Source organism: Comamonas sp. NyZ500 (assembly GCF_016772095.1).
GTDB classification, from domain to species: domain Bacteria; phylum Pseudomonadota; class Gammaproteobacteria; order Burkholderiales; family Burkholderiaceae_C; genus Comamonas; species Comamonas thiooxydans.
Window position 1 is genome coordinate 256,855 of the sequence record NZ_JAEIJE010000005.1, and the last position, 17,724, is coordinate 274,578.

General features: G+C 64.5%; 17 protein-coding genes. 12 read left to right on the forward strand and 5 right to left on the reverse strand.

Annotation, left to right across the window (positions count from 1 at the left end):
* Window positions 1-22 precede the first annotated feature (22 nt).
* The 8 genes from kdgD (at window position 23) to JAO85_RS10840 (ending at window position 8,901) form a co-directional block, all read left to right on the forward strand.
* Complete coding sequence (kdgD, locus tag JAO85_RS10805) at window positions 23-934, forward strand: 5-dehydro-4-deoxyglucarate dehydratase (RefSeq protein WP_012836723.1); 912 nt, start codon at window positions 23-25, stop codon at window positions 932-934.
* A gap of 56 nt (window positions 935-990) precedes the next feature.
* The gene (locus JAO85_RS10810; RefSeq protein ID WP_003070430.1) at window positions 991-1,950 is read left to right on the forward strand and encodes a tripartite tricarboxylate transporter substrate binding protein; all 960 of its coding nucleotides are present in this window, start codon (window positions 991-993) and stop codon (window positions 1,948-1,950) included.
* 107 nt (window positions 1,951-2,057) lie between these two features.
* Window positions 2,058-3,023 (forward strand): 2-hydroxyacid dehydrogenase, encoded by a 966-nt coding sequence (locus JAO85_RS10815; protein ID WP_039049435.1) that lies wholly within the window; start codon window positions 2,058-2,060, stop codon window positions 3,021-3,023.
* 37 nt (window positions 3,024-3,060) lie between these two features.
* Window positions 3,061-4,398: an enolase C-terminal domain-like protein gene (locus JAO85_RS10820; RefSeq protein WP_202788067.1), complete on the forward strand. Its 1,338-nt coding sequence runs from the start codon at window positions 3,061-3,063 to the stop codon at window positions 4,396-4,398.
* 146 nt (window positions 4,399-4,544) lie between these two features.
* A complete protein-coding gene (locus JAO85_RS10825) occupies window positions 4,545-5,993 on the forward strand; it encodes an aldehyde dehydrogenase family protein (RefSeq protein WP_202788068.1) in 1,449 nt (482 codons plus the stop codon).
* Between the two features lie 134 nt (window positions 5,994-6,127).
* Window positions 6,128-7,009, forward strand: coding sequence for a LysR family transcriptional regulator (locus JAO85_RS10830; protein ID WP_202788069.1), 882 nt, complete (start codon window positions 6,128-6,130; stop codon window positions 7,007-7,009).
* Between the two features lie 92 nt (window positions 7,010-7,101).
* A complete protein-coding gene (locus JAO85_RS10835; RefSeq protein WP_202788070.1) occupies window positions 7,102-7,812 on the forward strand; it encodes a DsbA family protein in 711 nt (236 codons plus the stop codon).
* A gap of 60 nt (window positions 7,813-7,872) precedes the next feature.
* Window positions 7,873-8,901, forward strand: coding sequence for a cyclase family protein (locus JAO85_RS10840; RefSeq protein ID WP_202788071.1), 1,029 nt, complete (start codon window positions 7,873-7,875; stop codon window positions 8,899-8,901).
* A 36-nt stretch (window positions 8,902-8,937) separates the two neighbouring features.
* Here JAO85_RS10840 and JAO85_RS10845 read toward each other — a convergent pair whose 3' ends face one another.
* A complete protein-coding gene (locus JAO85_RS10845; protein ID WP_003059524.1) occupies window positions 8,938-9,633 on the reverse strand; it encodes an LrgB family protein in 696 nt (231 codons plus the stop codon).
* A gap of 3 nt (window positions 9,634-9,636) precedes the next feature.
* Complete coding sequence (locus JAO85_RS10850) at window positions 9,637-10,113, reverse strand: CidA/LrgA family protein (RefSeq protein ID WP_123974891.1); 477 nt, start codon at window positions 10,111-10,113, stop codon at window positions 9,637-9,639.
* 77 nt (window positions 10,114-10,190) lie between these two features.
* On the opposite strand from JAO85_RS10850, the gene JAO85_RS10855 reads away from it, so the two are divergent.
* Both JAO85_RS10855 and JAO85_RS10860 read left to right on the forward strand, forming a co-directional pair.
* Complete coding sequence (locus tag JAO85_RS10855; RefSeq protein WP_012836732.1) at window positions 10,191-11,105, forward strand: LysR family transcriptional regulator; 915 nt, start codon at window positions 10,191-10,193, stop codon at window positions 11,103-11,105.
* A 49-nt stretch (window positions 11,106-11,154) separates the two neighbouring features.
* Entirely contained in the window at window positions 11,155-11,826 is a 672-nt protein-coding gene (locus tag JAO85_RS10860) for a pseudouridine synthase (RefSeq protein WP_202788072.1), read from the forward strand.
* Here JAO85_RS10860 and JAO85_RS10865 read toward each other — a convergent pair.
* The 3 genes from JAO85_RS10865 to JAO85_RS10875 all read right to left on the reverse strand — a co-directional run bounded on the left by JAO85_RS10865 (window position 11,823) and on the right by JAO85_RS10875 (window position 14,247).
* Window positions 11,823-12,908, reverse strand: coding sequence for a hypothetical protein (locus tag JAO85_RS10865; protein ID WP_202788073.1), 1,086 nt, complete (start codon window positions 12,906-12,908; stop codon window positions 11,823-11,825). The genes JAO85_RS10860 and JAO85_RS10865 overlap by 4 nt on opposite strands.
* A 125-nt stretch (window positions 12,909-13,033) precedes the next feature.
* On the reverse strand, window positions 13,034-13,402 hold the full coding sequence (locus tag JAO85_RS10870; RefSeq protein WP_202788074.1) for a hypothetical protein: 369 nt from the start codon (window positions 13,400-13,402) through the stop codon (window positions 13,034-13,036).
* A 206-nt stretch (window positions 13,403-13,608) separates the two neighbouring features.
* Complete coding sequence (locus JAO85_RS10875) at window positions 13,609-14,247, reverse strand: MBL fold metallo-hydrolase (protein WP_039050972.1); 639 nt, start codon at window positions 14,245-14,247, stop codon at window positions 13,609-13,611.
* A 342-nt stretch (window positions 14,248-14,589) separates the two neighbouring features.
* Between JAO85_RS10875 and JAO85_RS10880 the strand changes: the two genes are divergently transcribed.
* Window positions 14,590-16,239, forward strand: coding sequence for a Re/Si-specific NAD(P)(+) transhydrogenase subunit alpha (locus JAO85_RS10880; RefSeq protein WP_237734795.1), 1,650 nt, complete (start codon window positions 14,590-14,592; stop codon window positions 16,237-16,239).
* A gap of 27 nt (window positions 16,240-16,266) precedes the next feature.
* Entirely contained in the window at window positions 16,267-17,682 is a 1,416-nt protein-coding gene (gene pntB / locus JAO85_RS10885) for a Re/Si-specific NAD(P)(+) transhydrogenase subunit beta (RefSeq protein WP_202788075.1), read from the forward strand.
* Window positions 17,683-17,724 lie beyond the last annotated feature (42 nt).

The window sequence follows — 17,724 nt, forward strand, 5'->3', positions numbered from 1 at the left end:
TCTCCTCTTTTCAAGGATTACCATGACACCCCAAGACCTCAAAGACGTGATGAGTTCCGGCCTGCTGTCCTTCCCCGTGACGGACTTCGATGCCCAGGGCAACTTCAATGCCAAGGGCTATGCCGCGCGCCTTGAATGGCTGGCTCCCTACGGCGCCAGTGCCCTGTTCGCAGCCGGTGGCACGGGCGAATACTTCTCGCTGTATGGCGAGGAATACGGCCAGATCATCAAGACCGCCGTGGATACCTGCCGCGGCAAGGTGCCCATCATCGCCGGCGCCGGCGGCCCCACCCGCAACGCCATCGCCCATGCCCAGGAGGCCGAACGACTGGGCGCCCACGGCATTCTGCTGATGCCTCATTACCTGACCGAAGCCGGCCAGGAAGGCCTGATCGCCCATGTGGAGCAGGTCTGCAAGAGCGTGAAGTTCGGCGTCATCGTCTACAACCGCGACCGTTCGCGTTTCACGCCCGAATCCCTGGCCATCCTGGCCGAGCGCTGCCCCAACCTGGTGGGCTTCAAGGACGGCCTGGGCAATATCGAGACCATGTCCTCCATCTTCATGAAGATGGGTGATCGCTTCGCCTATCTGGGCGGACTGCCCACGGCCGAGGTCTATGCGGCCGCCTACAAGGCTCTGGGTACGCCCGTCTACTCCTCTGCCGTCTTCAATTTCATCCCCAGGACGGCGATGCAGTTCTACGAGGCCGTGCGCAGCGATGACCAGGCCACACAGCACAAGCTGCTCAAGGAATTCTTCATGCCCTACCTGAAGATCCGCAACCGTGTCGAAGGCTATGGCGTGAGCATCATCAAGGCCGGCGCCAAGCTGGTCGGCCACGATGCCGGTCCCGTGCGCGCTCCCCTGACCGACCTCAAGCCTGCCGAGATGGAAGAACTCAAGGTCCTGATCGACAAGCTCGGCCCGCAATAAGACCCGATGCAGGGGCCAGGCCAAGAACCGGGCCCTGCGTCTTCAGGAGACAAGGCATGAAAAAAATACTGATCACGCTGGGTGCCACCCTGGCCCTGGCCGCCCAGGCGGCCAGCAGCTTTCCCGACAAACCCGTCAACATCATCGTGCCCTTCCCGGCCGGTGGCTCCACCGACACCGTGGCGCGTGCCCTGGCCCTGAGCATGGGCGAGCAACTGGGCAAGCCCTTTGTCGTGGAGAACCGTCCTGGAGCCACGGGCACCATCGGTGCGGGAGCCGTCAAGCGCGCCGCGGCCGATGGCTACACCCTGCTGGTGGCTTCGCTGGGCCCTTTCGTGGTGACCCCTCATATGGTCAAGAACGTGCCCTATGACGCCGGCAAGGATTTCGACTACATCACCATTCCCGTGCAGGCGCCCAATGTGCTTGTCGCCAGCCCGACGCAAAAGGCCCGCAGCGTGAGCGAGGTGATCGCCGCGCTCAAGGCCAATCCCGGCAAGATCAGTTTTGCCAGCTCCGGCAATGGCTCCTCGGACCACTTGTCGGCCGAGCTGTTCTGGCAGCAAACGGGTACCGAAGCCGTGCATGTGCCTTACAAGGGCGGAGCACCGGCCATCACCGATCTGCTGGGTGGCCAGGTGGATTTCTCGTTCCAGAACGTCAACGCCGTGCTGTCCCATCTGCGTAGCGGCAAGCTGCGCGCCATTGCCGTGACCGGAACCCAGCGTTCGCCCGTGCTGCCCGATGTGCCCACACTGGCCGAGTCCGGCGTCAAGGGGGCCGAGGTCTATTCGTGGCAAGGCATGGCCGCTCCCAAGGGCCTGCCGGTCGATGTGAAGGCCAGATTGTCCAAGGCCGCGATCGCAGCCGTTCAGCAGCCCGACATCCGCAAGCGCTTTGTGGAGCAAGGGCTGGAAATCGTGGGCAACACGCCCGAAGAATTCACGCGCTTTCAGGCACAGGAGAACGAGCGCTGGAAGCAACTGATCCATACCCGCAAGATCACCGCAGATTGAGCTAGAAACAACGGGACGGCCCCCAGGCCGTTTCCCGCAGGCCAGCCACCACGCAGGCCCTTTTCACCGGGGCTTTCAGTCCCCGCAAGTTCCAAGGATTTCAAGGCATGGCGACCATCCGACCACGCGTTCTTCAATACGGCCAGATGCCACTGGCCCAACTCGACGCCGAACTGGCTCAGGCCTATGACGTGCATATCCTTTCTCAGGAAGCCGATCCCGACCGTTTCCTGGCCGAGCATGGAGCGCAGTTCGAATACCTGGTCACCTCGGCCGCCATGGGCCTGCCCGCCCGTGTGGTCGACGCTCTGCCAAAGCTCAAGTTCGTGAGCAGCTTCGGCGTGGGCTTCGATGCCCTGGACAAGGATGCCCTGCTGCGCCGCGGCGCGCGTGTGGGCTACACGCCCGGCGTGCTCGACGACTGTGTGGCCGACCTGGCCTTTGCCCTGCTGCTGGACGCTACACGCGGCCTCAGCGAATCCGACCGTTTCGTGCGCCGCGGCGACTGGAGCCGGGGCCGCTTTGGCATCCGCACCCGCGCCAGCGGCAAGCGCCTGGGCATCTTCGGCATGGGCCGCATCGGCAGCACCGTGGCGCGCCGCGCCTCGGGCTTCGACATGGAAGTGGCCTACCACAACCGCCGCTCCGTCGAAGGCTCGTCCCACCAGTACCTGCCCTCGCTGCTGGAGCTGGCGCGCTGGGCCGACATCCTGGTCATCACCGCCGCCGGCGGTGAAGGCACGCGCCACCTGGTGAATGCCGAAGTGCTGGCCGCGCTGGGCCCGCAGGGCTTCCTGGTCAACGTGGCCCGCGGCAGCGTGGTCGACGAGGTCGCCCTGGCCGATGCCCTGGAGAACAAGCGCATCGCCGGTGCGGGCCTCGACGTATTCGAGGACGAGCCCCGCCCCCTGCCGGCCCTGCTGGCCCTGGACAACGTGGTGCTGGCACCCCATATCGCCAGCGGCACCCATGAAACCCGCCGCGCCATGGCCGACCTGGTTCTGCTGAATCTGCAGCAGTTCATCGCCACGGGCCGCCCAGCGGCCGAGGTGCCCTGGTCCGCCGCGCAGTGATGTCCCTTTCCCTCCGAGTCTGTTGAAGAGTCTTCCCATGTCCACTACCCCGACCATCACCGCCATCGAAGTCATTCCCGTCGCCGGCCGCGACGGCATGCTCATGAACCTCAGCGGCGCGCATGCGCCCTACTTCACGCGCAACATCGTGCTGGTGCACGACAGCGCGGGCCGTACCGGGGTGGGCGAGGTGCCGGGCGGGGAAGGTATTCGCCAGGCCCTGGAGGACGGCAGGCAGGTGCTGATCGGCCGCTCCATCGGCCAGCACCTGCAGCTGCTGCAAGAGCTGCAGAAATCCCTGGAAGGCCGCGACACCGGCGGCCGCGGCTTGCAGACCTTTGACCTGCGCATCGGCGTGCACGCGGTGACCGCCATCGAATCCGCCCTGCTGGACCTGCTGGGCCAGCACCTGGGCGTGCCCGTGGCCGCCCTGCTGGGCGAAGGCCAGCAGCGCGATCGCGTGGAAATGCTGGGCTACCTGTTCTTTGTGGGCCCCCGCGACAAGACCGGCCTGGACTACGTCAAGCCCGGCGAAGACAAGCTGGGCACGGACGACTGGACCCAGGTGCGCCACATGACGGCCATGACGCCCGAGACCATCGTGCGCCAGGCCGAAGCCGCCTACGCGCGCTACGGCTTCAACGACTTCAAGCTCAAGGGCGGCGTGCTGGCCGGCGAGCAGGAAGTGGAAGCCGTGACCGCGCTGGCCAAGCGTTTCCCCGAGGCACGCGTCACCCTGGACCCCAACGGCGGCTGGCTGCTCAAGGACGCCATCCGCCTGATGCGCGACATGCGCGGCGTGCTGGCCTATGCCGAAGACCCCTGCGGCGCCGAAGGCGGTTTCTCGGGCCGCGAGGTCATGGCTGAATTTCGCCGCGCTACCGGTCTGCCCACGGCCACCAACATGGTCGCCACCGACTGGCGCCAGATGGTGCACGCCCTGTCGCTGCAGTCCGTGGACATCCCGCTGGCCGACCCCCATTTCTGGACCATGGCCGGCTCGGTGCGCGTGGGCCAGACCTGCCGCGACTGGGGCCTGACCTGGGGCTCGCACTCCAACAACCATTTCGACATCTCGCTGGCCATGTTCACCCATGTGGCCGCCGCGGTGCCCGGCAAGGTCACGGCCATCGATACACACTGGATCTGGCAGGACGGCCAGTACCTCACGCAGCAACCCCTGCAGATCAAGGGCGGTTTTGTGGAGGTGCCCAAGACCCCCGGCCTGGGTGTGACCGTGGACCGCGAGGCGCTCAAGCGCGCCAATGCCTTGTATCTGGAGCACGGCCTGGGCGCGCGTGACGACGCCATTGCCATGCAGCACCTGATCCCCGGCTGGAAGTTCGACAACAAACGGCCTTGCATGGTGAGGTAATGCCTCCCCCCTGAGGCGCTGCGCGCCTTCCCCCAGGGGGACCGCCATCGCTGAGGGGCGGCCCTTGCTCGGCGTCTCTGGCCTGGGCCGCGCCCTGATTTGCACGACGCTTGCTTCGCGTTCCTCTTTTTCTTACGGAGAACTCCATGTCCCGCTACGACAACCTCATCAACGGCCAGTGGACGGCTGCTGACAGTTATTCCCCCAACACCAATCCCAGCGATCTGTCCGATGTGATCGGCGAATACGCCCAGGGCGGAGCATCCGATGTGCAGGCCGCCGTGGCTGCTGCCGCTGCCGCGTTTCCTGCCTGGTCCACCTCGGGCATCCAGGCGCGCTCCGACGCCCTGGACAAGATAGGCACGGAGATCCTGGCGCGCAAGGCGGAGCTGGGCGATCTGCTGGCCCGCGAAGAAGGCAAGACCCTGCCCGAAGCCATTGGCGAAGTCGGCCGCGCCGGCCAGATCTTCAAGTTCTTTGCCGGTGAATGCCTGCGCCTGAGCGGCGAGACCCTGCCGTCGGTGCGTCCCGGCATCGGCGTGGAGATCACGCGCGAACCCATTGGCGTGGTCGGCCTGATCACGCCCTGGAACTTCCCCATTGCCATCCCGGCCTGGAAGATCGCCCCGGCCCTGGCTTTCGGCAACTGCGTGGTCCTCAAGCCCGCCGACCTGGTGCCCGGCAGTGCCTGGGCCCTGGCCGACATCATCCACCGCTCGGGCATCCCCGCCGGTGTGTTCAACCTGGTCATGGGCCGAGGCCGCGTGATCGGCGAAGCCTTGGTGAACCATGCCGATGTGGCGGCCATCAGTTTCACGGGCTCGGTGGGCGTGGGCCGCGGCATTGCCGAAGCCTGCGTCAAAAGCGGTAAGAAGGTGCAGCTGGAAATGGGCGGCAAGAACCCCCAGATCGTGCTCGACGATGCTGATCTCGCTCAGGCCGTGGAGCTGTCGGCCCAGAGCGGCTTTTACTCCACGGGCCAGCGCTGCACGGCATCGAGCCGCCTCATCGTCACCGACAAGATCTACCCCGCCTTCATCGAGGCCCTGCAGGCGCGCATGGCGCGGATCTTGGTCGGTGATGCACGCGCCGCCGGCACCGATATGGGCCCCGTGGTCAGCCAGGCCCAGCTGGAGCAGGATCTGAGCTACGTAGAAATCGCCAAGGCCGAAGGCGCGCGCCTGGCCGCCGGCGGCGCCCGCGTGGCCTGCCACACGGGCAGCGGCAAGCAGGGCTACTACATGGCGCCCACGTTGTTCGTGGACACCGAGGCCGGCATGCGCATCAACCGCGAAGAAGTCTTCGGCCCCGTGGCCAGCGTGATCCGCGTCAAGGACTACGAGGAGGCCCTGGCGGTGTCCAACGACACGCCGTTTGGCCTGTCGGCCGGCATTGCGACCACCAGCCTCAAGCACGCCACGCACTTCAAGCGCCACAGCCAGGCCGGCATGGTCATGGTCAATTTGCCCACGGCGGGCGTGGACTACCACGTGCCGTTCGGCGGTCGCAAGGGCTCAAGCTACGGCCCGCGCGAGCAGGGCCGCTATGCCCAGGAGTTCTACACCACGGTGAAGACGGCCTATACGCTGGCGTGATGCTTGGGGCTGTTCAAGCAAGCTGCAAAACTTGAGCGGCCCATTTTTCAGAAGAAGAGCGAGCATGCCCGGGCCGCGTCGCCCCCGCAGCGAAAGCTGCTACGCTGCGGCCCAGGTTTTCGCTCTTCTCTTCCATGGATTCGCTCACCCCTTTGCGCGCCTTCAGGCGCATTGTCGAACTGGGCAGCATTGCCAGGGCCGCCGATGCACTCGATCTTTCCTCGGCGGCTCTCAGCAAGCAGTTGCGCGCGCTGGAGGCACAGCTGGGGGCGGTGCTGATCCAGCGCACCACGCGCCGCATGAGTCTGACCGATACCGGCCGGGCCTATTACGCCGAATGCTGCCGGCTGCTGGATGGCTTTGACACGCTGGAGCAATCGGTACGTGCCCAGTCCCTGCAGGTGACGGGGCGGCTGCGCGTGAACGCGCCGCTGTCGTTTGCGCTGAGCACGCTGGCGCCGCTGCTGGCGCGCTTTATGCAGCGCCATCCGCAATTGCAGATCGACCTATCCATGGAAGACCGACTGGTGGACGCCGTGGGCCAGGGATTCGATGTCTCCATACGCCTGAGCGCCGAGCTCGCGGATTCATCGCTGATTGCGCGACGTCTGGCCTCGCTGTCGCAAATGTTGTGCGCGTCGCCGGCCTATTTACAGCAACACGGCCGCCCGGCCAGCGTGGCAGCGCTGCGCGACCATGCGCTGCTGAATTACAGCCTGGCTCAGGCTGACGACGGCCTGCAAGTTCCGAGCGAAGCACGAGCCAGCGTCAACAACAGCCTGATGTTGCGGGAACTGCTGGTGGCTGGCCTCGGCATTGGTGCACTGCCGTCCTTTCTGGCCCGGCCCGCCATCGCCCAGGGCCAGCTGGAGGCCTTGGCCCTGCAAGACTGGGCCGAGCAGCCGCGCCATGTCTACGTGGTCTACCCCACGCAACGCCACCTGCTGCCCAAGGTGCGCGCCTTTGTGGACTTTCTGGCCGAAGAGCTGCCTGCGGCCATGGGCGGGGATTCTTGACGCTGGATTAAGAGTTTCTCAAGCGCAGGCCTCTTACTCCTGCGAGGCCTGCGTCCTACGCTTGCTGTCCATCAGCCATGAAGGACACAAGCATGACGCAATGCCATGATTTTTTCTGCGCTCTGCCCGCGCAGGCCGCAGCCCATCCAGCCCCTGACCCGGTCCTGCCCGCGGCAGCGCAGGCAGCTCCCAGCATCAATTTCTTCCACGACGTGGTTTGCGGCTGGTGCTATGTGATGTCGCCGCGCCTGCGCCAGGTGGCAGGCGAGCTGGGCCTGCGTGTACGTCAGCGCAGCTTTGTGCTGCAAGCCTCCCGCGCCGAGATGGTGGCAAGGTTTGGTTCCATGGAGCAGGCCAAGCAGACCATTCTCGGGCACTGGGCGGCCTGCGCACGGCATGACGACACCCAGCGCATCGACATCGAAGGCATGCGCCGCGAAGCCTTTGAGTACCCCAGCGGCCTGGCCGGCGCACTGGCCTGCCAGGCCGCCCAGATCCTGGAGGGCGACGAGGCCCACTGGAATCTGTTCGATGCCATACAGCACGCCCATATGAGTGCCCATCGCAACATTGGCGACGCCGAGGTGCTGCTGGACATTGCCACGCACACCGGCTTCGAGCGCAATGCTTTTGCACGCTGCATGGAAAGCGCCGAGGCCATGGACCTGGTCCAGGAGGACCTTGCCCTGGCCCGGCGCCTGGGCCTGCGCAGCATTCCCACCTTGATCGCCCAGGGCCTGCCACCGCTACAGACCCAGCCCCTGAACATGCTGCGTGAACGGCTGCGCGTCCTGCTGGGCTAAGCCATTTCCTCTCACTTTCTCACTAGCGCCGAAAGGCGCACCGCTTCCTAGGAAACACTCATGAACTTCTCTTTCCGCGCCCGTGTCCGGCGCTTGCCTACCCTGTTGCTCGTGATGGCAGCAGCGTTCTCCGGCCTGGCTCATGCCCACGGTGGCCACACGCTCCCGGCCGGTGCCGGCCAGGATGTGGGCACCAGCCCCTGGGGGCCGGGCGACGAGATCGGCCGCCTGAACCTGATAACGCCCGCTTCGCGCGCTGCCATCCTGCAGCGCATCGCAGGCGGTCAGGTCTATGACCTCGCCACCGAGTACTACGTGGGCATGCCCAGCTGGCAGGATGCCGGCGATCCGCACTACCAGTTCTGGATGACGCACACGCCACGCGGCACCGTGGTGGACGACCCCATGAACGTGGGCAAGAACATGAACGCCACGCGCAGCTACACGGGCACGGCGTTCTCCATGTACAGCCACACGGGCACGCACATCGACGCACTCAACCATTTCGGCATACGCGGCAGGATCTGGAACGGCTTCAGCGCCGACGAGCATCTGGGCGACCGGGGCTGGCAGCGCACAGGCATAGAGAAATTCCCGCCTCTGGTGGCGCGCGGCGTGCTGATTGACGTGGCCGCGGCCAAGGGCCTGGACATGCTGCCCGACCAGTACCGGATCACCCGGCAGGACCTCAAGGATGCGCTGGCACGCCAGAGCGTGACGCTGCAAAAGGGCGATGTCGTGCTGATTCGCACGGGGCGCATGAAGCTCTACGAGCAACCCCAGGCCTATATGGCCAAACCGCCAGGGCTGGGCCTGGATGCCGCACGCTTTCTGGCCGAGGATGCCGGCGCCATGATTGTCGGCGCCGACAACCTGAGCCTGGAGACTTTCCCCTCGGAAGTGGACGATGACTATGTGCCGCTGCACAGCTACCTGCTGGCCCAGCAAGGCATTCCCATCATGGAATTGGTGGCCCTGGACGGGCTCTCGCGCGACAAGGTCTATGAGTTCGCCTTCATCGGAGGGCCGCTCAAGATCCGCGGCGGCGACGCCGCGCCGCTGCGCCCGATTGCCATTCCGGTGCGCTGAGAGCGGCGCTTGCCGGAGCCGGTCCCTGAGCGCCGCTCAGAAAAACAATGTGCGCACCCAGGGGGCGGCCAGCACATTGACGGCACCGGCAATCATCATCACCAGCGATGCCATCACGGCCTGCACCTCGCCGGCCTGGCGCGCTCTGGCCACGCCGCTGCCATGGGCAGCTCCGCCCCAGCTGGCGCCCGTGGCCAGCTTGCTGCGGATGCGGGGCAGCACACGCAACACGGTCTCGCCCAGCAGCATGGCACTGACACCGGTCAGCAGCACGAACAGCGCAGCCAGATCGGTGGGGCCGCCCAGCACTTTCTCGGCCTCGATCGCAAACGGTGTCGTGATGCTGCGCACGGCCAGGCCTTTTTGCAGCGCCTCGGACAGGCCGAACATATCGGCAAACGCAATGGTGGTGGAGATGGAGACCAGGCTGGCCACGACCACGCCGGTGGCAATCGACATCCAGTGCTTGCGCAGCAGCTTGCGGTTCTCGTACAGCGGCAGTGCAAATGCCACCGTGGTGGGGCCCAGCAGCCAGACCAGCCAGTGTGTCTGGGCGATGTACTGCGGGTAGCTGACATGGGTCAGCAGCGACAGGCCGATCAGCACCATGGGGGTGGCGACTATGGGCATCAGCAACGGGTGGGGATGCTTGCGGTACAGGCGCTTGTTGACCCAGTAGCAGGCCACGGTGGCCAGCAGCGACAGCAGGCCGATGACTTCATTCGACAGCATGGCTTATTCCTCATCCAGGGCGGCGGCATCGCGGCTGGACTTGCGCCTTGCCAGCCACAGCTCGAAGCGATAGACGCGATCGACTGCCAGTGCGGTCACGGCCATCACGCAGGCTGTGCTGGCGACGATGACGGCCAGAATGCGCAAGCCCTGGTGGCGGATCAGATCGGGGTATTCGGTGACCACCAGCATGGCGGGAACGAAGAACAGCAGCATCTCGGCCAGCAGCCAGTTGGTGCCGCTTTGCAGCCAGCGTGCCTTGACCAGGCCCGAAAAAAGGCCCACGGCCAGCAGGCCGAAACCGATCAGACCGGCCGGCATGCTCCAGCCGAAATGCTGGCGCAGCACATCCATGGCAATCCAGATGGCGCTGAGCAGGCACACTTGCAGCATGGCCTTGAGCAGTTGCCAGAGTGTCTGGGCGAAAGAATGGCTGCAGCCCTGGGCGCGAGGGGCGGCAGCTTCCGTAATCTGTGACATGGGTGAAATTCTAGGGTTTTCACCTATATTCATAAAATGACTTATTTTCATTTTTTCCATGCGTAAAAGGAATTGTCATGGACTTGCGCGCCCTGCGCTATTTCATTGAGGTTGTGCGTCAGAACGGCTTCACCCGCGCGGCCGAAACCTTGCATGTGACCCAGCCCACCATCAGCAAGATGGTCAAGGCGCTGGAAGATGAATTCGGTGGCCGTTTGCTGCTGCGCGAGGGGCGGGGCGTGCAGCTTACCGATGCCGGCCAGGTGGTCTATGACCGCGGGATGGAGATTCTCGAGCAGGCCCAGTTGCTGCGCCGCCAGGTGGCCGAGGTGGATCACATCACGCGCGGCGATCTGTCCCTGGGCATCATGCCCACCACGGGCCATTACATGGCGCCGGTGATCGCGCTGTTCCAGCAGCGCTATCCGGGTGTGAACCTTCAGGTCAACGAGCAGGGCGCGCGCGCCCAGTACCAACTGATCCAGGAAGGCAAGCTGGACATGGCGCTGGGCCTGTTCGCGGCCCCCGATCCGGCGCTGGAGCGCTACACCGTGGCGCGCCAGAAGACGCGCGTGGTGCTGCCCGCCCAGCAGGTGACAGACCCGGGCCAGCCCATGCGCTGGAGCGATCTGCGCGAGCTGCCGTTTGTGCTCTACACCTCGGACTTTGCGCTGCACGAGCATGTGCTGCAGCAATGCGAGGCAGCGGGCTTCACGCCACAGGTCAAGCTGCAGACGCGCTACTGGGATTTCATAGGCCATCTGGTCGCGGCCCAGGTGGGTGTGGCCGTGATGTTCGAGCATGTCATCGCCCGCTACGACCCGCAGCGCGTGGCCAGCCGCCCGCTGGTGGAGCCCGAGATCCCCTGGGATGTGGCGCTGATGTGGCGGCCCGGCTACCTGTCGCGTGCGGCCCAGGCCTGGCTGAACTGCGTGCGTGAGGTGTATCCACAGCCGCTCCTCGGTGCTGCTTTCCCGGATTTTCAAAACTGATAGCTATTTTTCATAGTCCAGTAAGCGATACAAGGCTTTTTGATGCTTGATGCCAGTCCAGGTCTTTGTTGCTAAGCTCGCTGCCATGCCCCGCCCGTTCTCTTCCAATCGCTCCAGCAACTTGCGCCGCAGCACCGTGGTGCGCCAGCCCGCGCCCCGGCCCGAGGTCACGCGTCTGCTGTGCTTTCACAAGCCCTATGGAGTGCTCAGCCAGTTCACGCCCGAGGGCAAGTGGCAGGGCCTCAAGGACTGGCTCGATGTGCCCGGTGTCTATGTGGCGGGCCGGCTCGATGCCGACAGCGAAGGCCTGCTGCTGCTGACCAATGACGGCCAGTTGCAGGCCCGCATTGCCGATCCGCGCCACAAGATGGAGAAGACCTACTGGGTGCAGGTCGAAGGCATCCCGGACGAGGCCGCTTTGCAGAGCCTGCGCGAGGGCGTGGAGTTGAGCGACGGCAAGACACTGCCCGCCAAGGCCCGCCTGATAGAACCCCAGCCCCTGATGTGGCCGCGCAACCCGCCGATTCGCGTGCGCCAGAACATTCCCGATTGCTGGATCGAGCTCATCATCCGCGAGGGCAGGAACCGCCAGGTGCGCCGCATGACGGCAGCCGTCGGCCACCCCACGCTGAGGCTGGTGCGCATGGCCGTGGGGCCTTATTCGATTGAAGGGCTGGAGCCCGGCCAGTGGCTGGATGTGTTGCCGCTCAGTGGTTCCTAGCGCAAAGTATCGAGCCGCAGCAGTTCATCTTCATCTTCCGGCAAGGCAGCTGCCTGCCAGCGCGGCAGAGCCGGCCAGGGGCGAAAGCGACTCCAGCCCACTTGCACCTCCTGCAGATTGCCCCGCAGCAATTGAAGAGCGGTCGTCAGCTCGGATTGGCGAGTCCGCACGCATTCGCGCAGCGATTGCATGGCTTGCTGGCCACGCCCGAAAAAGCGCTGTCTGCCCAACCAATCGGGGGAGGGCTGACATTGGGCATAGGCCAGTGGCAGGCTGCTGGCCTCTCCTTCCACCACGGAAATCAGGGCCTGCAGATGCATGTTGAGTTGCTCCTGCGGCATCAGACCCGCCAGTTGCAACTCCAGCGCATTGTTATGAAAACGATAGCGTGCGGGCAGGGCTGCGCTCAGGGTATAGCTGCCGCCGCTGCGCGAGCGGGCACGGTGACTCAGGATGCGGCTGCCTTGCTCCAGCATCGGGCGGACCAACTGCAACAAGGCCTGCTGGTGCTCGGCATCGTTGTGCTTCAGGGGGATGCGCAACTGCGTGCTGTCATAGCCCCGCCATTGCTCGCGCCAGACCATCCAGCCCGCCGTATGCGGTACGAAGAAAATCAGGGTGATGAGGGACAGCATGGGCACAATGCCCGCTGCCAGCGACCAGGCCGCCCTGATCTCGGCAGCGGCAGAGGCCTCCTCACCCAGGCTGACGAGATTGCCGCTCAGCTTGATGAGGGTGGCAAGACTGATGGCAAAGACCAGACCACAGATCAGAGAAAGCTGCTCGGGCGAATAAAGGCTGTCGGGCAGATGAATCAGAGTGGCCAGTGCGGCGGCGCATCCCAGCAGAACCACGGCTGCGGACAGCAGATAAAACAGGGCACAAGGGGCCTGCTGCTGGACATCGAGAGCCGGGTTCTGTTCCAGCTCGCGCAGCAACTGCCTGCGGCGCCACCAGCGCAGCGGCTGCCAGAGCAGGGCGCTGACCGCCAGGCCGGCGAGCATGCTGATGAACAGCGCCGAAAAAGCCCATAGCAGCAAGGCCGCCATCAGCAAGATACCCAGTCCGACCAACCAGTTCATGCCCGCGATTGTCCTTTTGAATTGATAGCTGCCTGTGTTTGATGGACAAGCAATCCAGCCTGTTGTGAATGAAAAATCGCGCTGCCTGCAATCGCAGGTCAGCGCGATGGTTTGATGCTACAGGTTCAGCTGCAGCTCTTGTTGTTGGCGCCGTGCATGCCGGCGGCCTTGGCATCGGCCTCGCTCATGTACTTGCCGTTCTTGGTCGTGCCGTAGTAACGGGTGCCGGGGCAGTGGTAGATCTTGCTGTCCTCATTGGCCCAGACCTTGCCTGCACCGCCGCCAGGTGCGGCGGTCGCGGCCGGCTTGGCGCCTGCTGCTGCCTTGGCAGTGGCCTGCTGATCAATGCCCTTGCGGCCCGAGCAAGCTCCCTTGGAGGACGCCGCGCTCATGGTGGAGCCATCCTTGCAGACAAAGGTCTGCATGTCCGTCTTGGCAGCGGCAGGGGCCGGCGCAGCCTTTGCTGCGGGTTCTGCCGCCGGCTTGGCGGGCATGGGGGCTGTTTTGGCGGCCGGTGCGGCAGGCGCCGCTGCCGGAGCCTGAGCAAGGCTCGCCCATGAGCTGCTGACCAGGGCTGAAGCCAGGCAAATTTTCCATAAATTGCGCATACGAACTCCCTCCAATAGATGTGATGTCACAAGGCGTGACAGGCGCATGCTGCTACGGAAGACCTGATTCCGCAAGCCTCGGCCGTCAGGCTTCAGGTTCCGCTGACATAGGGGTTCAGCTTGCGCTCGCGGCCAAAGCTGCTTTCCGGGCCATGCCCGGGGATGAAGATCGTCTGGTCGCCCATGGGCCACAGGCGCTGCACGATGGAGTCGATCAGCTGCTGATGATTGCCCTGCGGGAAGTCCGTGCGGCCTATGCTGCCGGCAAACAGCACATCGCCGACAAAGGCGCGGTCGATCTGCGGTGAGTGGAAGACCACATGGCCGGGCGTGTGACCTGGGCAGTGGCGCACGTTCAGCGTTTCCTGGCCGATGCTCACGGTGTCGCCGTCATGCAGCCAGCGCGTGGGCACAAAGGGGTCGGAGTGGGGAAAGCCGAACATGGCGCCCTGCTGGGGCAGGCCGTCGATCCAGAACTGGTCGCCCTCATGCGGGCCGATGATGGGCAGCTCGTACTTGGCCGCCAGCTCGCTGGTGCCGCCCGCGTGGTCGATATGGGCGTGGGTGATCCAGATGGCCTTGAGATTCAGGCCCAGGCGTTCCACCTCCCACTCGATTTGCTCGATATCTCCGCCCGGGTCGATGACGGCCGCGTCCATGGTCTGGTCGCACCAGACGAGAGAGCAGTTCTGTTGAAAGGCTGTGACGGGGACAGTGTGATATTGCAACATGGGTGACTTGTATTTTTCGGGCGTTTGCGTAGTCTCGCGGGCTGCGAACCCCGCAAGCATGACACGGCATGACACGCGCATCAAAAATGCCCGCTCAGATTCTGGCGTCATCCCTCATTTGAGCTAGCATGGATGCGAGTGCCCCATTTTGGTGCGGGCTGCTAAAACGTATTTGTGCTGCAAGGCAGCGGGCATTCGCTTCATGGGAGGCGCCCCGACACAGTTTCAAGATCGTTCAGGCCGTGCCAATGCCCATGCAATACAAGTTCCTCCCACGGGCAGGAATGACAGAGGACGGGGCGGTCTGGAGGAAAACCGTTTTTAAACTCCAGGAGACTCTGCATGTCTACCTCTTCCAACCAGCCGAGCGGCGCTGACGCCCAGCTTGGTGACGCCCAACGCTCTGGCGCCCAACGCATCGGCATTCCACGGGAAACCTTCCCGTTGGAAAAGCGCGTGGCCACCGTGCCCGATGTGGTCGAAAAACTCATCAAGCTGGGTTTTTCGGTCGCCATCGAATCGGGCGCCGGCGATGCCGCCAACTTCAGCGATGACGCTTATCGCGCAGTGGGGGCCGAGGTGCTGCCCAACGCTGCGGCGGTCTGGGCTGCTGCCGACATCCTCTTCAAGGTGCGCCCGCCCACCCCGCAAGAAGTCGCGCTGATGCGCGAAGGCCAGATCCTGATCGACTTCATCTGGCCGGCCCAGAATCCCGATCTGATGCAGCAACTGGCTGCCAAAAAGGTGACGGTGCTGGCGATCGACTCGCTGCCCCGGACATTGAGCCGCGCGCAGAAGATGGATGCACTGACCTCCATGGCCGGTGTTTCGGGTTACCGCGCCGTGATCGAGGCCGCCAACGCCTTCGGCCGCTATTTCAACGGCCAGATCACGGCCGCAGGCAAGGTGCCGCCAGCCAAGGTCTTCATTGCCGGCGCAGGTGTGGCCGGTCTGTCGGCCATTGGCACGGCCGCCAATCTGGGCGCCATCGTGCGCGCCAACGACACGCGCGCCGAAGTGGCCGATCAGGTCACATCGCTGGGCGGTGAGTTTGTCAAGGTCGACTACGAAGAAGACGGCGGCGGCGGCGGCGGCTATGCCAAGGTGATGAGCGAGGGCTTCCAGGCTGCGCAGCGCCAGATGTATGCCCAGCAGGCCAGGGAGGCCGACATCATCATCACCACCGCGCTGATCCCCGGCAAACCGGCGCCCAAGCTGATCACGGCCGAGATGGTGCAGAGCATGAAGCCCGGCAGCGTGATCGTCGACATGGCGGCCGAGCAGGGCGGCAACTGCGAGCTGACCGTTCCCAACGAGGCCGTGGTGCGCCACGGCGTGACCATCATAGGCTACACCGACCTCGCATCGCGCCTGGCCAAGCAATCGTCCACGCTGTACGCCACCAACCTGCTGCGCCTGACGGAAGAGCTGTGCAAGGCCAAGAATGGCGTGGCCGTGGTGAATATGCAAGACGATGCGATTCGCGGCCTGACCGTGGTCAAGGACGGAGAAATCACCTGGCCTGCCCCGCCCCTTGCCCAGGCGCCCAAGCCAGCCCCCAAACCGGCCGTGGCTGTGGTGGAGCAGAAGAAAGGCGGCCATGGTCATGGCGCTGCCGGCCCGCTGCCGGCCAAGACCTTGGCCATTATTTTTGCGATTGCCGCCTTGGCCTTCTGGTTCATCGGTGCCTACGCGCCGGCGGCCTTCCTGGGCCACTTCACGGTGTTCGTGCTGGCCTGTTTCATCGGCTACATGGTGGTGTGGAATGTGACGCCGGCCTTGCACACGCCGCTGATGAGCGTGACCAACGCCATCTCCAGCATCATCGCCATTGGCGCCCTGGTGCAGATTGCACCGCCGGGAACGGCGGGTACCGCTCGCCCTGATGACTTGATCCGCTGGCTGGCCTTTGCAGCGCTGGTGCTGACTGCCATCAATATGTTTGGCGGCTTTGCCGTGACACGTCGCATGCTGGCCATGTTCCGCAAATAAGAAGAACGAGCACAAGAGAGAAACACCATGTCCCAAAGTCTCGCAACGGTGGCCTATCTGGGGGCTGCCATTTTGTTCATCCTCAGCCTCGGTGGCCTGTCCAACCCCGAAACCTCACGCCGCGGCAATTTGTTCGGCATGGTCGGCATGGCGCTGGCCGTGCTGGCCACCGTGTTCGGCCCACGCGTCGATGCCGGCGGCATCGCCTGGATCGTCGGCGCGCTGGTGGTCGGTGGCGGTATCGGCCTGTATGCGGCCAAGGTCGTCAAGATGACCCAGATGCCCGAGCTGGTCGCCCTCATGCACAGCCTGGTCGGCCTGGCCGCCTGTCTGGTGGGCTTTGCCAGCTATGTCGATACCTCCATCGAGCTCGCTGGCGCAGAAAAAGCCATTCACGAGGTGGAGATCTACGTGGGCATCCTGATCGGTGCCGTCACCTTCTCGGGCTCGCTGATAGCCTTCGGCAAGCTCAACGGCAGGATAGGCGGCAAGCCGCTGCTGCTGCCCGCACGCCACTGGCTCAATCTGCTCGCGCTGCTGGTGGTGATCTGGTTCGGGCGCGAGTTTCTGCATGCCCAAACCGTGGCTGACGGCATGTTGCCGCTGATCGTGATGAGCGTCATCGCCCTGCTGTTCGGCGTGCACATGGTCATGGCCATCGGTGGGGCCGACATGCCCGTGGTGGTGTCCATGCTCAACAGCTACTCGGGCTGGGCTGCTGCGGCCACCGGCTTCATGCTGGGCAATGACCTGCTGATCGTCACCGGCGCGCTGGTGGGCTCCTCGGGTGCCATCCTGAGCTACATCATGTGCCAGGCCATGAACCGCAACTTCATCAGCGTGATTGCGGGCGGCTTCGGCTCCGGCGCTCTCGCCAAGAAAGGCGATGCTTCTGCGGCCGCCGAGCCCCAGGGCGAAGTGGCACCCGTCAGTGCAGCCGAGACCGCCGAGATGCTGCGCGAGGCAAAAAGCGCCATCATCGTGCCCGGCTACGGCATGGCCGTGGCCCAGGCCCAGCACACCGTCAATGAAATCACCCGGACCCTGCGTGAGCAGGGTGTGGATGTGCGCTTTGCCATCCACCCGGTGGCGGGCCGCATGCCCGGCCACATGAACGTGCTGCTGGCCGAGGCCAAGGTGCCTTACGACATCGTGATGGAGATGGACGAGATCAACGAAGACTTCCCCGAGACCGACGTGGCCATCGTCATCGGCGCGAACGACATCGTCAATCCGGCAGCCCAGGACGATCCCGAGAGCCCCATCGCCGGCATGCCGGTGCTGGAAGTGTGGAAGGCCAAGACCTCGATCGTGATGAAGCGCTCCATGGCCTCCGGTTATGCGGGCGTGGACAATCCGCTGTTCTATAAGGACAACAACCGCATGCTGTTCGGTGATGCCAAGAAGATGCTGGACGAGGTGCTGGGGGCACTGAAGAGCTGATGAGATGGAGTGGCCTCTGCTGAGGCGCTCTGCCCCCTCTGC